This window comes from Polaribacter sp. NJDZ03 (assembly GCF_019263805.1).
Lineage (GTDB): Bacteria > Bacteroidota > Bacteroidia > Flavobacteriales > Flavobacteriaceae > Polaribacter.
Map to the genome: position 1 here is coordinate 800959 of NZ_CP079195.1, position 19934 is coordinate 820892.

Annotated in this window: 21 protein-coding genes; 19 read left to right on the forward strand and 2 right to left on the reverse strand. The window is 28.7% G+C overall.

Features of this window, described 5'->3' with window-relative positions; translation table 11 throughout:
* Entirely contained in the window at nucleotides 1–432 is a 432-nt protein-coding gene (locus KV700_RS03385; protein WP_166382482.1) for a DUF4268 domain-containing protein, read from the forward strand.
* A 404-nt stretch (nucleotides 433–836) separates the two neighbouring features.
* Here KV700_RS03385 and KV700_RS03390 read toward each other — a convergent pair whose 3' ends face one another.
* The gene (locus tag KV700_RS03390) at nucleotides 837–1175 is read right to left on the reverse strand and encodes a DUF4870 domain-containing protein (RefSeq protein ID WP_166382480.1); all 339 of its coding nucleotides are present in this window, start codon (nucleotides 1173–1175) and stop codon (nucleotides 837–839) included.
* 178 nt (nucleotides 1176–1353) lie between these two features.
* On the opposite strand from KV700_RS03390, the gene KV700_RS03395 reads away from it, so the two are divergent.
* The 12 genes from KV700_RS03395 to KV700_RS03450 all read left to right on the forward strand — a co-directional run bounded on the left by KV700_RS03395 (nucleotide 1354) and on the right by KV700_RS03450 (nucleotide 10642).
* Entirely contained in the window at nucleotides 1354–1854 is a 501-nt protein-coding gene (locus KV700_RS03395; protein WP_166382478.1) for a Dps family protein, read from the forward strand.
* Nucleotides 1855–1906: 52 nt separating this feature from the next.
* Nucleotides 1907–2782: a mechanosensitive ion channel family protein gene (locus KV700_RS03400; protein WP_166382476.1), complete on the forward strand. Its 876-nt coding sequence runs from the start codon at nucleotides 1907–1909 to the stop codon at nucleotides 2780–2782.
* A 96-nt stretch (nucleotides 2783–2878) separates the two neighbouring features.
* On the forward strand, nucleotides 2879–4273 hold the full coding sequence (gene mnmE, locus KV700_RS03405) for a tRNA uridine-5-carboxymethylaminomethyl(34) synthesis GTPase MnmE (protein ID WP_218599175.1): 1395 nt from the start codon (nucleotides 2879–2881) through the stop codon (nucleotides 4271–4273).
* 171 nt (nucleotides 4274–4444) lie between these two features.
* Complete coding sequence (locus KV700_RS03410; protein ID WP_218599176.1) at nucleotides 4445–5587, forward strand: site-specific integrase; 1143 nt, start codon at nucleotides 4445–4447, stop codon at nucleotides 5585–5587.
* A gap of 5 nt (nucleotides 5588–5592) precedes the next feature.
* On the forward strand, nucleotides 5593–6369 hold the full coding sequence (locus tag KV700_RS03415; RefSeq protein WP_218599178.1) for a hypothetical protein: 777 nt from the start codon (nucleotides 5593–5595) through the stop codon (nucleotides 6367–6369).
* Nucleotides 6370–6481: 112 nt separating this feature from the next.
* The gene (locus KV700_RS03420) at nucleotides 6482–6766 is read left to right on the forward strand and encodes an AlpA family transcriptional regulator (RefSeq protein ID WP_218599179.1); all 285 of its coding nucleotides are present in this window, start codon (nucleotides 6482–6484) and stop codon (nucleotides 6764–6766) included.
* Nucleotides 6766–7734: a replication initiation protein gene (locus tag KV700_RS03425; RefSeq protein WP_218599180.1), complete on the forward strand. Its 969-nt coding sequence runs from the start codon at nucleotides 6766–6768 to the stop codon at nucleotides 7732–7734. Before KV700_RS03420 ends, KV700_RS03425 begins: the two co-directional genes overlap by 1 nt.
* A 311-nt stretch (nucleotides 7735–8045) precedes the next feature.
* The gene (locus tag KV700_RS03430; RefSeq protein WP_218599181.1) at nucleotides 8046–8861 is read left to right on the forward strand and encodes a toprim domain-containing protein; all 816 of its coding nucleotides are present in this window, start codon (nucleotides 8046–8048) and stop codon (nucleotides 8859–8861) included.
* A gap of 101 nt (nucleotides 8862–8962) precedes the next feature.
* Nucleotides 8963–9262, forward strand: a complete 300-nt coding sequence (locus KV700_RS03435; RefSeq protein WP_218599182.1) for a mobilization protein — start codon at nucleotides 8963–8965, stop codon at nucleotides 9260–9262.
* Nucleotides 9259–9699 carry a relaxase/mobilization nuclease domain-containing protein gene (locus tag KV700_RS03440; RefSeq protein WP_218599183.1) on the forward strand — a complete coding sequence of 147 codons (441 nt, stop codon included), beginning with the start codon at nucleotides 9259–9261 and terminating at the stop codon, nucleotides 9697–9699. Before KV700_RS03435 ends, KV700_RS03440 begins: the two co-directional genes overlap by 4 nt.
* Nucleotides 9700–9837: 138 nt before the next feature.
* Entirely contained in the window at nucleotides 9838–10146 is a 309-nt protein-coding gene (locus tag KV700_RS03445) for a hypothetical protein (protein ID WP_218599184.1), read from the forward strand.
* Nucleotides 10147–10153: 7 nt separating this feature from the next.
* Nucleotides 10154–10642 carry a hypothetical protein gene (locus KV700_RS03450; RefSeq protein WP_218599185.1) on the forward strand — a complete coding sequence of 163 codons (489 nt, stop codon included), beginning with the start codon at nucleotides 10154–10156 and terminating at the stop codon, nucleotides 10640–10642.
* Between the two features lie 372 nt (nucleotides 10643–11014).
* On the opposite strand, the gene KV700_RS03455 is transcribed toward KV700_RS03450, so the two are convergent.
* Complete coding sequence (locus KV700_RS03455) at nucleotides 11015–11788, reverse strand: LexA family transcriptional regulator (protein ID WP_218599186.1); 774 nt, start codon at nucleotides 11786–11788, stop codon at nucleotides 11015–11017.
* Nucleotides 11789–11840: 52 nt separating this feature from the next.
* On the opposite strand from KV700_RS03455, the gene dinB reads away from it, so the two are divergent.
* The 6 genes from dinB to KV700_RS03485 all read left to right on the forward strand — a co-directional run bounded on the left by dinB (nucleotide 11841) and on the right by KV700_RS03485 (nucleotide 19932).
* Nucleotides 11841–13055: a DNA polymerase IV gene (gene dinB, locus KV700_RS03460; protein WP_218599187.1), complete on the forward strand. Its 1215-nt coding sequence runs from the start codon at nucleotides 11841–11843 to the stop codon at nucleotides 13053–13055.
* A gap of 11 nt (nucleotides 13056–13066) precedes the next feature.
* Complete coding sequence (locus KV700_RS03465) at nucleotides 13067–16024, forward strand: DNA polymerase III subunit alpha (RefSeq protein WP_218599188.1); 2958 nt, start codon at nucleotides 13067–13069, stop codon at nucleotides 16022–16024.
* Nucleotides 16025–16221: 197 nt separating this feature from the next.
* Nucleotides 16222–17064: a vWA domain-containing protein gene (locus KV700_RS03470; RefSeq protein WP_218599189.1), complete on the forward strand. Its 843-nt coding sequence runs from the start codon at nucleotides 16222–16224 to the stop codon at nucleotides 17062–17064.
* 17 nt (nucleotides 17065–17081) lie between these two features.
* Complete coding sequence (locus KV700_RS03475) at nucleotides 17082–18359, forward strand: hypothetical protein (protein ID WP_218599190.1); 1278 nt, start codon at nucleotides 17082–17084, stop codon at nucleotides 18357–18359.
* Nucleotides 18360–18361: 2 nt separating this feature from the next.
* Nucleotides 18362–19369: an AarF/UbiB family protein gene (locus KV700_RS03480; protein WP_218599191.1), complete on the forward strand. Its 1008-nt coding sequence runs from the start codon at nucleotides 18362–18364 to the stop codon at nucleotides 19367–19369.
* The gene (locus KV700_RS03485) at nucleotides 19369–19932 is read left to right on the forward strand and encodes a phospholipase D-like domain-containing protein (protein ID WP_218599192.1); all 564 of its coding nucleotides are present in this window, start codon (nucleotides 19369–19371) and stop codon (nucleotides 19930–19932) included. Before KV700_RS03480 ends, KV700_RS03485 begins: the two co-directional genes overlap by 1 nt.
* The last annotated feature ends 2 nt before the right edge of the window (nucleotides 19933–19934 follow it).

Genomic DNA, 19934 nt, shown 5'->3' on the forward strand with positions numbered 1-19934 from the left:
ATGTTCTCTAAAGAAGAATCAGCGCTTTTACGAAAAGATTTTTGGACTAGTTTTGGGAAATCTTTTCCTAGAAAATGGTTATTATATAATACAAAAATTAAGGGTTTCTCTTTTAAATTTGTTGCCGAAAGAAAACAAGCAATGGTTTGTATAGACATAGAGAACCCAGATGAATTGGTTAATTTACTCTACTACGACCAAATGTTATCTTTAAAAACCTTGCTAGAAACAGAGTTGCCAGAGGTGATTTTTAATGATGAATATGAGCTAGAAAGTGGCAAAATAATTCATAGAATCTACGTTCCTTTTGAAGGGAAATTTAGCGTTTATAATAAAAATTCTTGGAGAGATTGTTTTGAATTCTACATGGAAACCATGCCTAAATTCGAACTCTTTTATTATGAATATGAAGATATTATTAAGAACATTTAATCTTTATATTTTAAAAATTTACTTTAACTATTTGCTTATTATTTTGTGATTAAAAGGAAAATTATATTGATGAAATTGTAGTTTTAATTAAATTATAGAGCTAAAAAAACTATCCTAAAACAAATAAAAAATACTTAAATAAAAGGTTTAACAAATAACTATTAAGTAATTAATATACAGTATATTAAAATTAAAAAAATAGCTTCAAACACAAGCTATCAATTTTTCTTATAGTCTATATTTTACTTGCGTTAAGGACTGGAACGACATCCTTTTTGTTTTTACAAAAAGATATAGTGTAAAGCCTGCCCTTTTGAGGGAACGCCCAACTAACTAAGCGTATTTATAACAAAAAAAAATCGTCCTAAAAAAGGACGATTTTAATAAGCTACTTTCTTCTTTTTCTATTTTATAAATGTAATGCTTAAAGGATAATTAGGTGCTTCATTATTACTTACTTTTATGGCGTTTATAATTGGAAAAATTAAATAAAAAATTCCGATTACAATGAACCCTAAAATTCCTAATCCAAAAAGAAAAATTAAAGGGATACAAATTAGAATATAAATAAACATAGAGATTCTAAAATTAAGAATTGCTTTTCCGTGTGTATCCATTCCAAAAATTTCATCCTTTTTGGTTAGCCATAAAATTAAGGGAACTATAAAACCACCAATGACGGTTACAAAATCTAATAATTGACTTAAATGGGTAAGTATTAATAACTGCTTATCTTCTTTCATTTTTATATTTAAAGTTTTAGTTGTGTACTTATTAGACTTAAAAACACTTGTTTTGTTACATATTTTTGTCTGTTATTTTTTATAAAAAAAGTATTTGAGTTAAGATGTACTCTATTTGAGCAAAGACAAATTGTGCATTGATTGTAATTTTGTATGGAACTTAAAAACATATATAGTTATGAATTACTTAAATATAGACAAAGACAAAGTATTACCAGTTGTAACAGAATTAAATGTGCTATTGGCAGATTACCAAGTGTATTATCAGAAATTAAGAAATTTTCATTGGAATGTTTTAGGTAAAAACTTTTTTGAATTGCACAATCAATTTGAAGTAATGTACAATGACACCAAAATTAAAATTGATGATATTGCAGAAAGAATAGTTACCTTAAAGTACCACCCAATTAGTAAATTATCTGATTATATAGAGGTTTCTAATGTAAAAGAGTCTAGCCCATTGTTAACAGATGTAGAAATGGTAGACATTTTAAAAAATGATCATAAAATTATTTTAACACAACTGTCTAAAGTTATTACAAAAGCAAATGTAGCTGAAGATGAAGGTACCTTAGACTTAATTGGCGCTTACATTAGAGAGTTAGAGAAATCTTCTTGGATGTTAAATGCATGGTCTAAAAATACGAGTGACGTATTGGATAGTAGTTTTGTTGAATAGTGCTTTTTTTTTAATAAACAAATTAAAAAAACACTAACCCATAAAACAAAACATGAATAAAATAATTAACAAACTAGAAATCTGGAAAGATGTTTTTATTAAAAACATACCGAATATTGCCATAGCCATAATTGTATTATTTATAGCTTACTTTGCTTCTAGAGCAATGAATTCTATAGTAAATAAAACGATAGGAAAAAAAATAAGTCAAAAATCTGTAAGAGATTTAGTATCTAGAGTTGCCTCTGCCCTTACTATTTTACTTGGTTTATATTTTGCAATGACAATCTTAAAGTTTGATGATACTTTAAAAGCAATTGTATCTGCTGCCGGTGTTTCTGGTATTGTTATTGGTTTGGCGCTACAAGGAACACTTTCTAATACGATTTCTGGTGTTGTTTTATCTTTTAGACAAAACCTAAATATTGGTAATTGGATAGAAACAAATGGGTTTTCTGGCGAAGTAATGGATATAAATTTAAATTACTTTGTTATTAAAGAAGCAGATAATAACATGGTAGTTATACCTAATAAAACCATATTAGAGAGTCCTTTTAAAAATTACTCTCTAACTACTAAAATGAGAATTTCTCTTGAATGTGGTGTGGAATATGGAGCGGATTTAGAGAGGGTAGAAACTTTGACAAAAGAAGTTATTAATACTAATTTTGATCAAAAAAAGCTAGGGAAAAATGTAGAATTCTATTTTACCGAATTTGGCGATAGCTCTATTAATTTTTTATGTAGATTTTGGATAGAGTCTGAAAATGCACTTGAACGATTGAAAGGAAAAAGTAATGCTATTATAAAAATTAAACAAGCGTTTGATAAAGAAAATATTAGCATCCCGTTCCCTATGAGAACTTTAGAAATTTTACCAAATCAGCAGTTAGACATTAAGAATGTTTTAGATAAAGAGCAATCTTAAATTTATAAACTTTATACCCCTAACGACTTAAAAAGCTTAGCACATTTTGTGTTGAGCTTTTTATTTTTCTGTAAAATCTTTGTGTATTTTTGCACTATGATTAAAAACGATACTATTATTGCTTTGGCAACTCCTGCTGGTGTTGGTGCAATTTCTGTGATTAGACTTTCTGGTGAAAATGCCATTACTATTGTTGATGCTTTTTTTAAATCGATAAAAAAAGGAAAAACACTAAAAAACCAGAAAACACACACCATACACTTAGGACATATTATACAAAATGATATTCTTGTTGATGAAGTTTTGGTATCGGTTTTTAAGAATCCGAATTCGTATACAGGCGAGAATGTAGTTGAAATTTCTTGTCATGGTTCTAGCTTTATTCAGCAAGAGATTATTCAGTTATTTTTACAAAATGGTTGTAGAATGGCAGATAATGGTGAGTTTACCATGCGTGCTTTTTTAAACGGTAAAATGGATTTATCGCAAGCGGAAGCTGTGGCAGATGTTATTGCTTCTAATTCGGCTGCAAGTCACCAAATGGCAATTCAGCAAATGCGTGGTGGAATTACCAATGAATTGAAAGACTTACGTGTTCAATTATTAGATTTTGCTGCTTTAATTGAGTTAGAATTAGATTTTTCTGGTGAAGATGTTGAGTTTGCAGACAGAACGAAGTTTAAAGAATTGGTGGCTAAAATCACTTTTGTGTTAAAACGTTTAATTGATAGTTTTTCTTTTGGAAATGCTATGAAATATGGTATTCCGGTTGCTATTATCGGTGAACCTAATGTTGGAAAATCAACTTTATTAAATACGCTTTTAAATGAAGAAAAAGCCATTGTTTCTGATATTGCTGGTACTACGCGTGATGCTATTGAAGACGAAATGATTATTGATGGTGTTGCTTTCCGTTTTATTGATACTGCCGGAATTAGAGAGACAGAGGATGTTGTAGAAAGCATCGGAATTAAAAAAGCCTACGAAAAAGCAGAAAATGCGCAGTTAATTATTTTCTTGATCGATTCTAATAAATATGCATATTCTAGTGAAGATTTTTTATCTGAAATTGAGACCATAAAAACACGTTTCCCAAACAAGCGCTTGTTAGTGATTGCTAATAAAGTGGATACTTTATCTTGTTCTGATTCTTCTATTTTACAATCGGAAATTGAGAATTTAATTTTACTTTCTGCTAAAAACAAAACGGGTATTGAAGAACTAAAAAACGAATTGACTTCTTTGGTTAATATTGGTGCTTTAAGTAATAATGAAACGATTGTTACCAATTCGCGTCATTTTGAGGCTTTAAACAATGCTTTAATCGCTATTTCTTCTGTGCAAGAGGGAATTGATTTAGATATTTCTACCGATTTATTTTCTATTGATATTAGAGAGTGCTTACGTCATCTGGGTAATATCACTGGAGAATACGATGTGGATAAAGATATTTTGGGGCATATTTTTGGGAATTTTTGTATTGGGAAGTAAGAAGCGTTAACAAAGGAAAGCAAAAGACTATAAAGAGCTAATAAACAGCGTTTTTATAAAAAGTAATTTCGTTTTCTTTCCTTTCAAAACACTTTATTGGTAGTTTTGGTACTCCAAAAGTACAGCTACATACTTTTATTTTTCACAGAGCTGTACAAATGTACACCTATTATGAAAATCACATTAAAGCAGAAAAAATTAAAAGAGAACATCAGTTTATTTATTGAATACTACAATGGTAGTACAATTAATGACGAAGGAAAAAGAATCCACAACAGAAGGCAGGAATATCTAAAAATATACTTACACCTCTCTCCTTCTACCTCTAAAGAGAAAAAAGAAAATAAAGAGAATCTTGAATTAGCCGAAAATATTTATAGCATTAGAAAAGCTGAATACCTTCAAGGTAAATTTAAAATTCAAGACAAAAGTAAAACCAAACTACAATTCCTTCAATTTTATATTCTAAAAAAAGAAGAACGTTATCAATCAGATAAAAATTATGATAATTGGGAAGCTGCTCAAAAGCATATCGAAAACTTTTGCCCTCCTAATATTACGTTTGATGAAATTGATATTGATTTCGTGAAAAACTTTCAAAAATTCTTACACACTAAAGCTATTGCAAAGTCGGGTTATCCCCTATCTCAAAACACAAAACATACTTACTACAATAAATTTAAAGCTTGCTTATCAGCTGCATTTGAAGAAGGCTATTTAAAAGAAAATATTGTAAGAAAGGTTAAAAGTATTCCTATGGGTGAAACACACAGAGAATATTTAACTTTAGATGAAGTTACAGCCTTATTTAAAACAGAATGCAGAATCCCTGTTTTAAAGACTGCATTCTTATATTCAATTTTTACAGGAGCCAGATGGAGTGATATCAATAAACTAGTTTGGAGTGAAATTAGAGATGAGGGAATAGACAAAGAAGGTAACGAAATTTATAGAATGGTTTTTGCTCAAAAGAAAACAAACGGTGTAGAGTATTTATATATTTCTAAACAAGCAAGAGATTTACTTGGAGAAAGAAAAGGGAAAAATGAAAGAGTTTTTGTTAATTTACATTATAGCGCACATATGAATTTTATCTTATTAAGGTGGTGTATGTATGCCGGAATTACAAAACACATAACTTTTCATTCGGCACGTCATACTAACGCTGTTTTATTACTGGAAAATGGAGCAGATATTTATACGGTTTCAAAGAGATTAGGTCACAAAACTGTACGCACAACAGAGATATACGCAAAAATTATTGATAAGAAAATGAAAGAAGCTGCTAACCTAATACCTACTTTAAAATTTTAATTATTATGAATATTATTATTAAAACAACAATTATAATTGACGCCATCCTATCTCTAACTATTTTTGGTTTTATCTTTATATTCTATTACAAGGCAATTGGATATCATGCTTTTGAATTAAATTCAAAATGGAATAAAAGATTAGAGAAGCCTAGATTATTTCTGATAGCTTCTTTATTATTACTTTTTTCTGCACTAATACATACTAAATATGGTTTAGAAAAATCAGAATATAATACTACCATCTTTTTTATTTTAACCTTTTTTATTTATTTCATTTCAGTATTTATCTTTCTATGCTTCAATGATAAACGATTAAAGAAGTTTATTTTCAGACAACAAGTAAAACAGCTAGAAAATTTCGGCACAAAAAATAAAAAAGATGTTATTACAAAAAAAGAAGTTGATAAAATTTACAAGAAACTAAACCATAAGTACTTCAAATGTTCATTAGAAAGTTTTAACTCATTTATAAATTCCAAAGCCTTATTTTCTGAGAAGATTATTTGGTTGGATGCAACAGGAAAAAAGAGAAACAAAGATAAAACAGGAAGTCTAACAACACTAATTGAATTTATATCTGTTGCACAAAAAATTAGCCCAGAAGATGAAAATTATAAACAGAATATTGAATATATAATTAATTATTACTTTAAAAAAAATGAATCTGAAAGCTTCCTATTACAAGAAAATTCAATATACAGATGGAAAGGAAATAATGAAGATTACCTTATAGAATTAAGACAAAAATTTGATTCCATAATAAGTAGTACTACCTTATAAGTACCTAATACATTACCATCAAATGTTAACTTTTACTTCATCTTTGCTAACAGATATCGAATAAAAGAAAACAAGTGCACTTGTTCATTATTAATTTTAAACGAATTAAAATATGGACGTTTTAACATTAGACCAGAGATTAAATAACATTGAAGATTTACTATTATCACAGAAAAAAGTTTTAAGAATTCCCGAAGCATCTATTTATTCGGGGATTGCTGAAAGCTATTTATACAAACTTGTATCCGCAGGAAAAATAACGCATTCAAAACCTGGTGGTAAATGTATTTATTTTGACATTGATGATCTTAATGATTATTTATTGAGTAATAAAAAATTGGCTCCTGCCTATTTAAGTAAAGTTGCATTATCATACACTAATAAAAATAGGAGATAATGAAGACAATCATAAATCATCCTAATCATATTATTTACGCTTCATTTAACAAGCAACTTACAAGTATTGATGAAAATATTATTTTTCACATCCTTAATCAAATTAAACATAAAAATCATTTTGAAGAGTTCAAAGAATATGAATCAGAGAAAATACAACTCAAATTCAAGTTTTTAAACATCAATAGAAACTATAAATCTATTGAAAGTACTTTAAAGAAACTATCAAATACTAGTATTGATTATTCAAAAAATATACCCAAACACGAAAAAATTGAGAGAACAATAACGAACTTCATTTCAGGGTATAGAAAAACTAAAAACAAAAGAGAAGTAATTATTGAAATCCCAGGTTTTACAGTTGAATTCTTAACTTATTTAAAAGGTGGTTATAGCAAATTAGATTTTAAACATTTTATTTCTTTAAAAAGCATCTATTCTAAAAGAATCTATAAACTACTTATTCAATTTAGTGACAAAGGAGGTTTTAATATAAGTGAGCCTAAATTCAGAAAGATCATAGGAATTGAAAATAAATATCTACGAACTTCTGATTTAAGAAAAAAAATAAATCTTGTAAAAAAAGAGCTAAAAAATAAATGTGAAGTTGAATTTAACTACAAAATCAATACACAAAAAACCAAATCTTATTTATCCTTTAAAATTATTGACACCAATAATTCAGTTTTATTAGATAGAAATTATCAAAACATAATTAAAGGCAATCGGGAGATGTTTATTTATAATTTTCTAAAGGTCTTTTTCACTTCTAATGATTCTGATCAACCACAGTTGATAACAGAACAAATTATTGAAAGTGGAAATTCTGAGCAATTCTATAATCGAGTTAAAAGACTAAAAAACGAACTTTCATCTGGTAAATCAATAAAAAATAAAAGAGATGTCCAAAATTTACTTATTTCTGTAATTCTACCTGAATACAATATCAAAATAAAGGAAAGTTCGTAAAAATGCCTCATTAAGTTCGTTTTAACGTCTTAATATGGAGTAAAAAAGTTCGTAAAAACGTCTTAAGGATGTTTTTTAAAACACTAATAAACAAACAGTTATAGTGACTTAAAACGATATACAATAGGTTAACCCATAAACAAAAAACAATTAACCTAGTATTTAGATAAAATGAAAGAAAAAAAAGAACTGATTATCAGGTGTTTATAAATTACAAAAAAACAATGTAATAAAAAAAAACACTAGTACTTTTTTGAAACTTCGTAAAAACGTCTCAATAATTATAATTTATCATTTCAAACTTCGTAAAAATGTCTCACAATAATATAAAAGATTTTTTGGCTTCCAAAAATATACACCCTATTAAAGATTATAACACTTATGGCATGTATTTATCGCCGCTAAGAGAAGAAAACAATACTTCTTTCAAGGTAGATTACCAAAAGGACTTATTTATTGATTATACGACTAAAAAAGGCGGTAATCTAACAACAATAAAGCAACTTCTATCCGATGTTAAAATAACTTCAACTATTATCAAAAAAAGAGAAATAATAAGCTCAAATCTTAAAAATTGTGTTTGGAATACTCAAAAAATTATTGACGTTCATTTATTAAACTATTTGATAAAAAGAGGTATTTCAGAAAAAGTAATAGAAAAATATTGTTTTGAAATTGATTATGGATATTATAAAAAATACCCACGAAAAGCTGTCGGATTCATTAATGATACAAATGGTTATGAACTAAACTATAATGGAAGTAATCATCCAAAATTTAAAGGAACTATACTTAACAAAAACATAACCACATTTTACAAAAAAACTGTAAAAAGTGTTTGCGTGTTTGAAGGGTTTATGGATTTTTTATCTTTCAAAACACTTTACCCAGAAGTGACAGAAATGAACTTTTTGATTTTAAATTCTACAACTCAACTAAAAAAAGGGATTGCTTTTTTAAAAAAAAATAAGACTATTTACTGCTTCCTAGATAATGATAGTGAGGGTACTAAAACAACAAATATAATTCTAAAACTATTTCCCAATGAGTCTATTGACAAGAGAGGTTTTTATAAGTTTAATAATGACTTAAATGATTATTTAATTGCAATTAAAACCAAAAAGTAAAGGGTGAAAATATATCAAGAGGTGTCATTGTACTGACAAATTTTCAATTTCTCACTCCACTAACATCTTGTTTTTCTCCCGAAGGTCGCAAAAGTAAAAAAATGAAAAAAACAAAGAAAATAGAATTTAGAGTTTCGCTAACAGAACATTTGATTATAAAAAATAAAGCAAAAAAAACAGGCGGTTCAATGTCTGAATATTTAAGGAGTATGGCATTGGGTTATGATTTAACCTACAAACTAAGTGCTGATGAAATTGAAGTTTACAAAGAACTAAATAAGTTTAGCGATAATTTTAGAAGAATCAGTAATCTATACAAATTAGGAGACGTTACAGGAGTTAAGGAAATTTCAATAGAAACTGCAAAATTAATTAGAAACCATTTAAATAAATTAAAATGATAAGTAAAGCTAAATCTTGCCCTGGAGGAACAGCACTCTTTAATTATGTTGTTAATGATAATAAAGGATATGAACTTTTACGCAATAATATTTCAGGTGTAACCCCAAAAGAAATGTTTTCAGATATGTCAATTTTACAACAACAAAATTTGAGATGCAAAAACAACACTATTAGTATCATTTTATCTCCAACAATAAATGATAGTATTAAAATGACTAATGAGCAGTTGAAAACATTAACAAAAGATTTTTTAAAAGAAATGGATTTAGACCCTAAAACCAATCAGTTTATTGCATTTGTTCACACGGAAAAAGAACACAAGCACATTCATCTTATTCTAAATAGAGTAAAACCAGATGGTACTCTAATTAAAGATAATTTTATTAGTAAAAAAGCTCAATTTGTAGCTCATGAAATGGCTTTAAAACATGGATGAACTTCTGCTAAAGAGTTAAAAAATAAACAAGAACAAGAACGTAAAAAGTATTATAAAGAAATAAGAAATGTCATTAAAAAAACACATTATTTAGTTTTAAAAGAGAAACCTAAAAATTTAGAAATTTATAAAAATAGAATGTTAGAACATGGAATAAAAGTGAATCCAACAATTAATAAGCAAGGTAACATCCAAGGGTTTCGATTTATACATGAAGCTTCTGGAGCCGATTTAAAAGCAAGTGAAGTTGACCGTAATTTAAAACTTAATCAATTGTTTTCTATTATAAAACCATTAAACACAAAAACAATAGACTACACTCCTATTTTGCAAGACTACAACCTAAACACAAGTGCTTTCAGTAATATATTTTCTCAAATAGCTTTTGAAGATGAAGAAAACAATACTAAAAAACGAAAACGAAGAAAAAATTCAATGAAATATTAATAAAATAATGGCTAAACAAACTCAACCCAAAGTATCTGAATTAATTGAAATACTTATTCAACAGTTATCTCAATTTGAAAAAACGATTAATGACCGCAATAAAATCCTTACAGAATCAATTTCTAAATTAAACACTATACAAGTAGATTTTAATGTGGAAGAACTTGAAGAAATGAAAGAATCTAATAGAAAGATTCTTAATAAAGATTTTAATATTTTTCACCAACAAACAGTAAAAAACAATAAAGAATTATTAAAAATCCATAAAAATGTAAGTTCTAAAAGATTACTTTATCTGATAATTTTAAATGTTTTCCTTTTTTCTGTCGCAGGAATCTCTATGTATGTATCCATAACAAATTACATTAGCCAAACAGAATATAATGACATTTTAAAAGAAAAAAATGATTTAAGAGAATATGTTAATATTACAAATGATTTTTTCTCTAAAAACCCAAAAACAGAATCCTATTTCAGAGATTGGTTAAAAAAATAAAATATACATTAACACATTTATATAAATGTACATTTGTGGCTTTATATATTTATTCAAAAATATACTTACAGTTTTATATATTTGTATTTTTACACACTTATACCTTTATATAAAAAGATAAACTGTACGTGAGCCTGCCGCTCGGGCTCATTTTAAAAATCAGTTAATAATTTCTAGTTAAATGATAAAAAATAATCAACTGATTTTGAAAACGGAAAAACTACATGGGTATATTTTACCCTTAAAACACAAACGAAGGTAAATATTCTAATAATTTACCTTCGTTTTTTTTTAATAAATATAAATGTACACTTATATAAAATACTCTTATACAAATGTGTTTTTATACAATTGTACTTTTGTATAATTATATCAAATTAAAGACTTTTTCAAAGCCTCTAACTCTACTCCTAACCCATTAAACATTTGAATAATACTACTCAATTTTAATTCATGTTCCTCATATTCTTGCGTATTAATACTACAGGTGAATTTCCATAATTCTAAAATTTCAGAAACAGGAACCTCATAAGGTTGATAAGTGGTATTGTCTGGTTTCAATAAAAAAGATTGTTTTTCTTCTACTTGATTGTACAACCTTTTATACGTCATCCCATCATCTTTAGTAACGACAATATATGAAACACCGCTTTTAGCTTCTTTTATGTCTTCTACAAATTCTGCTACCACATAAGAACCATCTTTCATCGGTAACATAGAATCTCCTTTTATCGGAAAAGCTCTGTGTTTTCCTGTTGGTAAAAACGGCAATTTTATTTTTTGTAATTGCTCAATATATTCAGGATCATCATATCCTAACAAATAACCAGCAGATGCTTTTGCTGAAATTACCTCAATCAAATTTTCATTATCACTATCCACCGTTATCGGAAATAAGACCCTTTTATTTCCCACTTCAATAAAAGAAACATCTTTTGCTTTTGTCAAATCATTTTTAATAATGATGTCAATTGGTATTTTAAAATAAGCTGAAAAATCAACCAAAAAATCGATGGTAGGTGAAGATCTATTCTCTTCATAAGAACTTATTCTTGATCTTGTTACCAATAATTCTTCCGCCAAAGACTCTTGTGTTAGCCCTTTTAAACCTCTTAAATGTTTGATGTTTTTAGATAAATTATTCATAATGCTACAATATTGAGCAACAAATGTATGAATTTGTAGCTAATTTTACACCGTGAAAAAAAATATTTTACATCTCGATTTAGACACTTTTTTTGTCTCCTGCGAACGATTGATTGACAGTCGATTGCAGAAGAAACCTATACTAGTTGGCGGAACTGGAGACAGAGGTGTTGTGGCTGCTTGCAGTTATGAAACAAGAAGATTTGGTGTGCATTCTGGTATGTCTATGAAGATTGCAAGAAAGCTATGTCCTGAAGCAACAGTTATTAGAGGAGACACGAGTATCTACTCTAAATACTCCAATATTGTTACAGAAATCATAAAAGAAAAAGTACCCATTTTTGAAAAAGCGAGTATTGATGAATTCTATGCTGATCTTTCTGGAATGGATGCTTTTTTTGGAAGTTATAAATACGCATCAGAATTACGTCAGCGAATTATTAAAGAAAGTGGACTTCCTATTTCTTTCGGAATGTCGCAAAACAAAATTGTTTCTAAAGTTGCAACTGGCGAAGCAAAACCAAATAATCAATTATTGATTGATGCAGGTTTTGAAAAAGATTTTTTAGCACCTTTATCCATTAAAAAAATTCCATCTGTAGGAAATAAAACCTATCAAATTCTTAGAAACCTTGGCGTTGATAAAATAAAAGTAATTCAAGAAATGCCTTTAGAAATGATGATTAGCGTTTTGGGTAAAAACGGAAAAACAATTTGGAAACGTGCCAACGGAATCGACAATCCGCCAATTATTGCTTTTCATGAACGCAAATCTTTATCCACAGAAAGAACGTATACTAAAGATACGATTGATATGATAAAGTTAAAAGAAACCATTTTTGCAATGGCAGAAAATTTAGCGTATCAATTAAGAAAAGGAGATAAATTAGCAGGTGTAATTAGTGTAAAAATTAGATATTCAGATTTTAACACGTATAATAAACAAGTAAAAATTCCATATACGAGTGCAGATCATATTATCATTCCTGCAGTTTTAGAATTATTTAAAAAACTATATCAACGAAGATTATTAATTCGATTGGTCGGTGTAAAAGTATCGGATATTGTGAGTGGTAATTATCAAATTAATTTGTTTGACGATACAGAACAAATGTTAGATCTATACAATGCAATGGATACGGTTCGTAATAAATACGGAGAGAAAAGTATTATGAGAGCAGCTTCTATGGGCGCAAAATCTATTGGTCGTTTTAACAATCCTTTTAACGGAGAACCACCGTTGGTCTTGGCACATAGAAAACAATAATTCATCCTTTTATGTATCTAAATTGTCATACTTATTATTCTTTGCGCTACGGAACATTTTCCGAAGTAGAACTATTGCTGCTTGCTAAAGAAAATAATATTGACACGCTTGCTTTAACGGACATCAACAATACTTCTGCTTGTATGAATTTTGTACAACAAGCTAAAAAAGAGAACATAAAACCTGTGATTGGTGTTGATTTTAGAAATGGCAATCAACAACAATTTGTAGCACTTGCAAAAAGCAATGTTGGGTTTCAAAATATCAATCAATATTTATCTACTTTTTTAGAATCTAAAACTTCCATTCCTGATAAAGCAGATTCATTAGAAGATGTGTTTATCATATATCCTTTTGAAAAAGTGCTGGAATTAAATATCATAGATTTTAAAGATCATGAATTTATTGGAATTTCTATTGCTGAGATTAATAAACTTCGATTTTCTCATTTAAAAAAGTATGAAGATAAATTAGTCATTCAACAACAAGTAACCATCAGAAATAAGAAGGATTTTAACGCACACAGATTATTACGTGCCATTGATAACAATACACTTTTAAGTAAATTACCCACAACAGAAGAATGTTTAACATCCGATGTAATGCACTCAAAAGTAGCATTACAAAATCATTTTAATGAGTTTCCGTTTATCCTTAAAAACACAGAATCTCTTTTACAACAATGTAGTATCAACTTCGGATTTAATGATGATCGTGAAAACCAGAATCTAAATATTTACTATAATAGTTTTGAGCAAGACTGTAAAGCATTATTGAAACTGTGCGATGAAAATATTGATAAACGTTATTCTAATCCTACCCAAAAAGTACACGATCGACTTCAGAAAGAATTGAAAGTAATTATTGATTTAAAATTTGTTTCCTTTTTTTTAATCAATTATGATATTATTAAATACGCTAAAAGCAACAACTTTTTTCATGTTGGTAGAGGAAGTGGCGCCAATAGTATTGTGGCATATATTTTAGGTATTACAGATGTAGATCCTATTGAATTGGATTTATATTTTGAACGTTTTATCAATCCGTTTAGAGCTTCTCCTCCCGATTTTGATATTGATTTTTCTTGGAAAGACAGAAACACGGTAACGCAATATATTTTTGATCGTTTTGACAATGTGGCTTTGCTTGCAACCTATGTTACTTTTAAATACAGAGCAGTAGTTAGAGAATTGGGGAAAGTATTTGGTTTGCCTAAAGAAGAAATTGATAAATTGAGTAAAGGGAAAACCAATACTGATATCGACGATATTGCTAAACTAGTTTTAAAATACGGAAAACTCATTGAAGGTTTCCCAAATTATGTGAGTGTACATTCCGCAGGAATCTTAATTTTAGACAAGCCGATTCATTATTATTCAGCAACTAGTATGCCGCCAAAAGGATTTGCTACCGTTCAGTTTGATATGAATATTGCAGATGATGTGGGTATTTTCAAGTTTGATATTTTAGGACAGCGTGGCTTGGCAAAAATTAAAGATGCGTTAGAAATTATCAAAGAAAACAATCCTGATGCCCCACCGATAGACATAACAGATGTGGAAACTTTTAAGAAGGATAAAAACATCAACAATCTTTTAAAAACTGGTGGAGCCATTGGAGCGTATTATGTAGAATCCCCTGCAATGCGTGGTTTGATGCAAAAACTACAAACAGAAGATTATATTGGTTTGGTGGCTGCAAGTTCTATTATTAGACCAGGCGTTTCTGGTTCTGGTATGAAAGATGAATTTATAAAAAGACATCGTTTTCCTGAAAAAAGAAAAGAAGCGAATCCTATTTTATTACAAATTATGCCTGAAACCTATGGAGTTATGGTATATCAAGAAGATGTAATGAAAGTCGCCAATCAGTTTGCTGATTTAACCTTAGGTGAAGCCGATGTTTTACGAAGAGGAATGAGCGGAAAATATCGCTCTGTAGCAGAATTTAAAGCAGTTGAAGATAAATTCATTGCCAATTGCAGAAAAAAAGGACACAAAGACGAGTTAATTTTTGAAGTTTGGAATCAGATTAAAAGTTTTGCTGGTTATGCTTTTGCAAAAGGACATTCCGCTTCTTATGCCGTAGAAAGTTATCAAAGTTTATTTTTAAAATGCTACTACCCTATTGAATTTATGGTTGCTGTTTTAAATAATGGTGGCGGATTTTATTCTCAAGAACATTATATCCACGAAGCAAAAATGTGTGGAGCTATTGTAGAATTGCCTTGTATCAATAAAAGCGATCATGCAAATACCGTAAAAGGAAAAACCATCTACTTGGGTTTTGGATACCTTAAAAACTTAGAACATTTATTAATCCAACGGATTTTAACGGAACGTCAATTGTATGGTCATTTTCTTTCTTTGGATGATTTTATAGATCGTGTTACCATCTCTATAGAACAACTAACGGTTTTAATAAGAATTGATGTATTTAGATTTACAAACAAACCAAAAACAGCTTTATTATGGCAAGCTACTTTTAAATTAAGCGGTACAAAAAAGCCTATAGAACAGCAACAAGGAAAATTATTCCGTGTTCAGAATCAGCATTTTGAAATTCCGAAATTAAACACACATTGGTTAGAAAACGTCTATGATGAAATGGAATTGTTAGGCTTTACCATTCATGATTATTTTTCATTGCTTACCGACAAATTATGTCCGCATGTAAAAGCAAAAAAAATGCCTGAGTTTTCTAATAAAAACATATTACTTTATGGTTTATTAGTGACTACTCGCTTCAACAAAACATCACAAGGAAAACTCATGCGTTTAAGTACATTTATAGATGCTGATGGTATTTATTTTGATGCGGTACATTTTACAAATGTGGTACACCAATTTCCAATAAACGGAATGGGAATTTATGCTTGTTATGGTAAGATTACTAATCGTTTTGGGTTTTGTAGCATGAACGTAATTCAGTCTAAAAAAATGAGTATTGCTGGCGATCCGAGATTGTAGTTTATACTTTTATAGAATTATATAAATATAGTTTTATATAATTATGGAAATCCGTAATTATATATCATTTATTCTCAATATATTTATATTTTATTATTCTTATTAGAAACCTTCATTGGTTACAGTTTCCCTAACTGGATCTAATGTTTTTTTTCAAAAAAACAAAAAACTTAAAACAAATTATAAAAAAAATTAATATGACTAATTCAAAACAATGGAGTACTGCAACACCAGGATACATTATCTTTCTTGTAGACCAATCAGGTTCAATGATCCAGCCCTATGCTGAAGGAAAAACTAGATCGGAATTTACAGCACTTGTTATTAATCGTACCATAAACGAACTTATTAACACAAATATGGATGGTGAGAAAGTAAAAGACCGTGTTTTTATTTCTATGATAGGTTATGGTGGTAGTAGTTCTCTTGCTGTTGATGATATTAGGTCAGACTACTTAAGTTCTTTTGCTGACAATCCATTAAGAATGGAACAATTAAAAAAGAAAGTTTCTGACGGAGCAGGTGGATTAATAGAAATAAATGAACAAATGCCTATTTTTATTGAACCAACTGCAAATGGTTTAACACCAATGGCAGATGCACTTTCTTTTACACAAGAATTAATTGAAGGTTGGCTTCAAAAAAAGCCTGATAACCCTGCACCAATTATTATAAATATTTCTGATGGAATCCCATATACAGGAAATTCAAATGTAGATGATATGGCTAACGCCATCTCTGTTTCACAAGAAATAATGAATATCAATTCAACAGATGGTAATCCATTAATTTTTAATTGTCATTTAGGAGAAGGACAATCTCATAGTTTTAATGAAAGTGAAAATGAACTTTCTGACGACCAAGCAAAATTCCTTTTTAAAGTGTCTAGTAAAGTCCCTGAATCATATAAACAAGCTGCAGTAAAACAAGATTTTAAGGCGAAGCCTGAATCAAGAGGTTTTGTTTCTAATGCTGACCCTGAATTATTTATACAGTTTATCAATTTTGGTTCTTCTGGAGGTTCAGATAAAATAGCATAATTTTTAAAATAACTTAAATGCAAATATCAATTAAAGGATATATCACATCAAAAGAATCAGAATTATTTTATGACTGTGCGGATAGATATGCTTATAATAAAACACAGAATAAATTCGCAATCTCTGACGGTGTATCTAAATCGTTCTTTCCAAAAATCTGGGCTGACGTTTTAGTGAATAAGTGGGTTAATTCTAAAGAACCTGATGAATCTCAATTTATTCTTAATTGTCAAAAAGATTGGTTAGAACAAGTTACTGAAATTGTTAATAAACCTAACGCAAAATGGTTTACTAAGAATGCTTTTAATAGAAAGGAAGCTGGACTTGCTACTTTTGTTGGGTTAAGATTCTACAAAAAAAGTAAAGAATGGTATTGGAAGGCAGATGCTTTGGGTGATAGTTTTTTGTTTTTTGTTTCAAAAAAAGCAAAAACAAATTCAAAAGAATGCATTGCTTTATCATCAAAAAAAGAACCCATAATTTTTGATAATTTCCCTGATTATTTGAGTAGCTCAGGAAACAACCATAAAGGTGAAAAACAGGTTAAGGACAAGCCTTTGACCTCTGGTACATTTTATTTGATGACTGATGCACTTGCTGAATGGTTTTTAAATGAAAAAGATATTGCTATTGGTAAAATTAGTGTTTGGCAAGATCAAAAGGATTTTGAACATTTTGTAAATGAAGAAAGATACAAAGATAAATTAGGAAATGATGATACAGCCTTTTTGTCAATTGAAATCTCAGATGATGAAAAGGACGAATTAACATATATCTTGGAGGATGTTTCAAATATTAATGAACTAGTAAAGTTTCAACAGGATGAAATTGAAGTTGCAGAAAAAAGAAAAGAGAAAGAATTAATTACACAAAAAGAAAACTCCAATCTTGAAACATCAGTAGAGCAAAAAGCACAAGAAATACCCAAAGAAACAGAAATCGAAAAGTCTAAAAAAGGAATATTTGAAAAAAGTAAAGAGTTTTTATTTGGTGAAAAAGAAAATGAGCAATCTTCTGAAAAAGAAGAAAGTAAGTTACCTCTAGAAACAGAAGAAATTGGAACCGAAGTAGCTAAAAAAAATCTAGAAGAAAATAAATCATCTCTAAAACCAGAAGAAATTTCGGAAGAGAAAGAACTGTTTACTCAAGACGAAGAAAATAATATAGCAATTGTGAAATCAGAAGATTCACAAAAGAACGAAACTCAAGAAATCGAACCCAAACCAAAACAAGAAAAAGAACTTCCTTCGAAAATACCAAGTAAGTCTGCACAAAGTATAACTAATAAATTTTAACTATGTCGAATTATCCTTCTAGAACAGATATTGTTACAGCAATGCGAAACCCACACGTTAGTTTTAAATCAAATGAAATAATTGGTGGTTCCATTATTCAAAAAGGCTCTAGAATAATTCAATATTCTGGTGGATATTCAAGTGTTTTTCCTTTTCATAAACAAACAGGAAGTAAAGTAGCTGTTCGACTTTGGATTGCAGATATTGGAGACGCAAAAAAACGTTCTCTTGAGATTTCTAATTATTTAGAAAATTTGGATAATTCATATTTTGCTGGATTCAAATATATTGATGATGCTGTATTGGTAAATGGTACATTACACCCAATTGTTCTTATGGATTGGGTAGATGGTCAAACCTTAAAGGAATATATTAATACCAATATTTTAGATACTTCTATAATTCTTAAATTGGCTCAAAACTTTAAGGAAATGACAACATATTTTCATAAAGAAAATATTGCTCACGGAGATTTACAACATGGTAATATTTTAGTAAAAAGTGACGGTTCTCTTGTCGCAATAGATTATGACTCTATGTTCATTGAACCATTAAGCGGAATGTCAGACACTATTAAAGGTTTACCAGGCTACCAACATCCTTCCAGAAATAGCAACAAATTTGTACATTTAAAATTAGACTACTTCTCTGAACTTGTAATATATCTATCCCTATTAATATATGCAGATTCTCCAAATTTATGGGATAGTTATTATGAAACAGAAGATTTACTTTTTTCAAAAGAGGACTTTATAGATCCTAGTAACTCAAAACTAATTATTGATCATTTAAAATCAACCAATCCGAGAATTTCTGAACTTACAGAAAAGATGGTAGAAGAACTAAACTCTACTGACATTACACAATTACGTCCTTTAGAAGATTTATTAATAAACAGACTAAAAGTAGCTAAGGATAATATCTTTGACAAATGGGATAAACAGCCAAATCAAGCTAAAAAGAAGCAGGTAGAGTTACCTAATAAAAATGACATCACAAACAAGTTTTAATGGTAAAAGCTTACTTTGATAATATACATCTTCAAATTATTCATCACATAGAGAATGCAAAATCGGATATCAAGATTTGTGTTGCTTGGTTTACAGACTTTGAAATTTACCTAAAATTAGTAGCTAAGTTAAAAGAAGGGGTAAATATAGAGGTAATTGTTGCAAATCATAAATTCAACAAAAAATCAAAAGTTGATTTCAAAGAGTTTTTAAAGTTTAATGGAAAAGTTGGTTACATAGGTAATATTAACGACAGTTCTAGAGATAGCTTTATGCACAATAAGTTCTGTATAATAGACAGCGATATTGTAATTACAGGCTCATATAATTGGTCATTTAAAGCTAGAATGAATGATGAAAATATATTAATCATCCAAAATGATGATTTATTAACAAAACAATTTGAGAATAAATTTTTTGATCTTAAACCAAAATTTGGTTTTGTAATTGAAAATAATAAGGTTTCATTGTTACCAATAGAAAATATAATGTCTAAATGGGAGAAAGAACCTACGCTAAAAAAAACATCAAAAAACACCTCAAATATTTTAAATAAATTTTAACA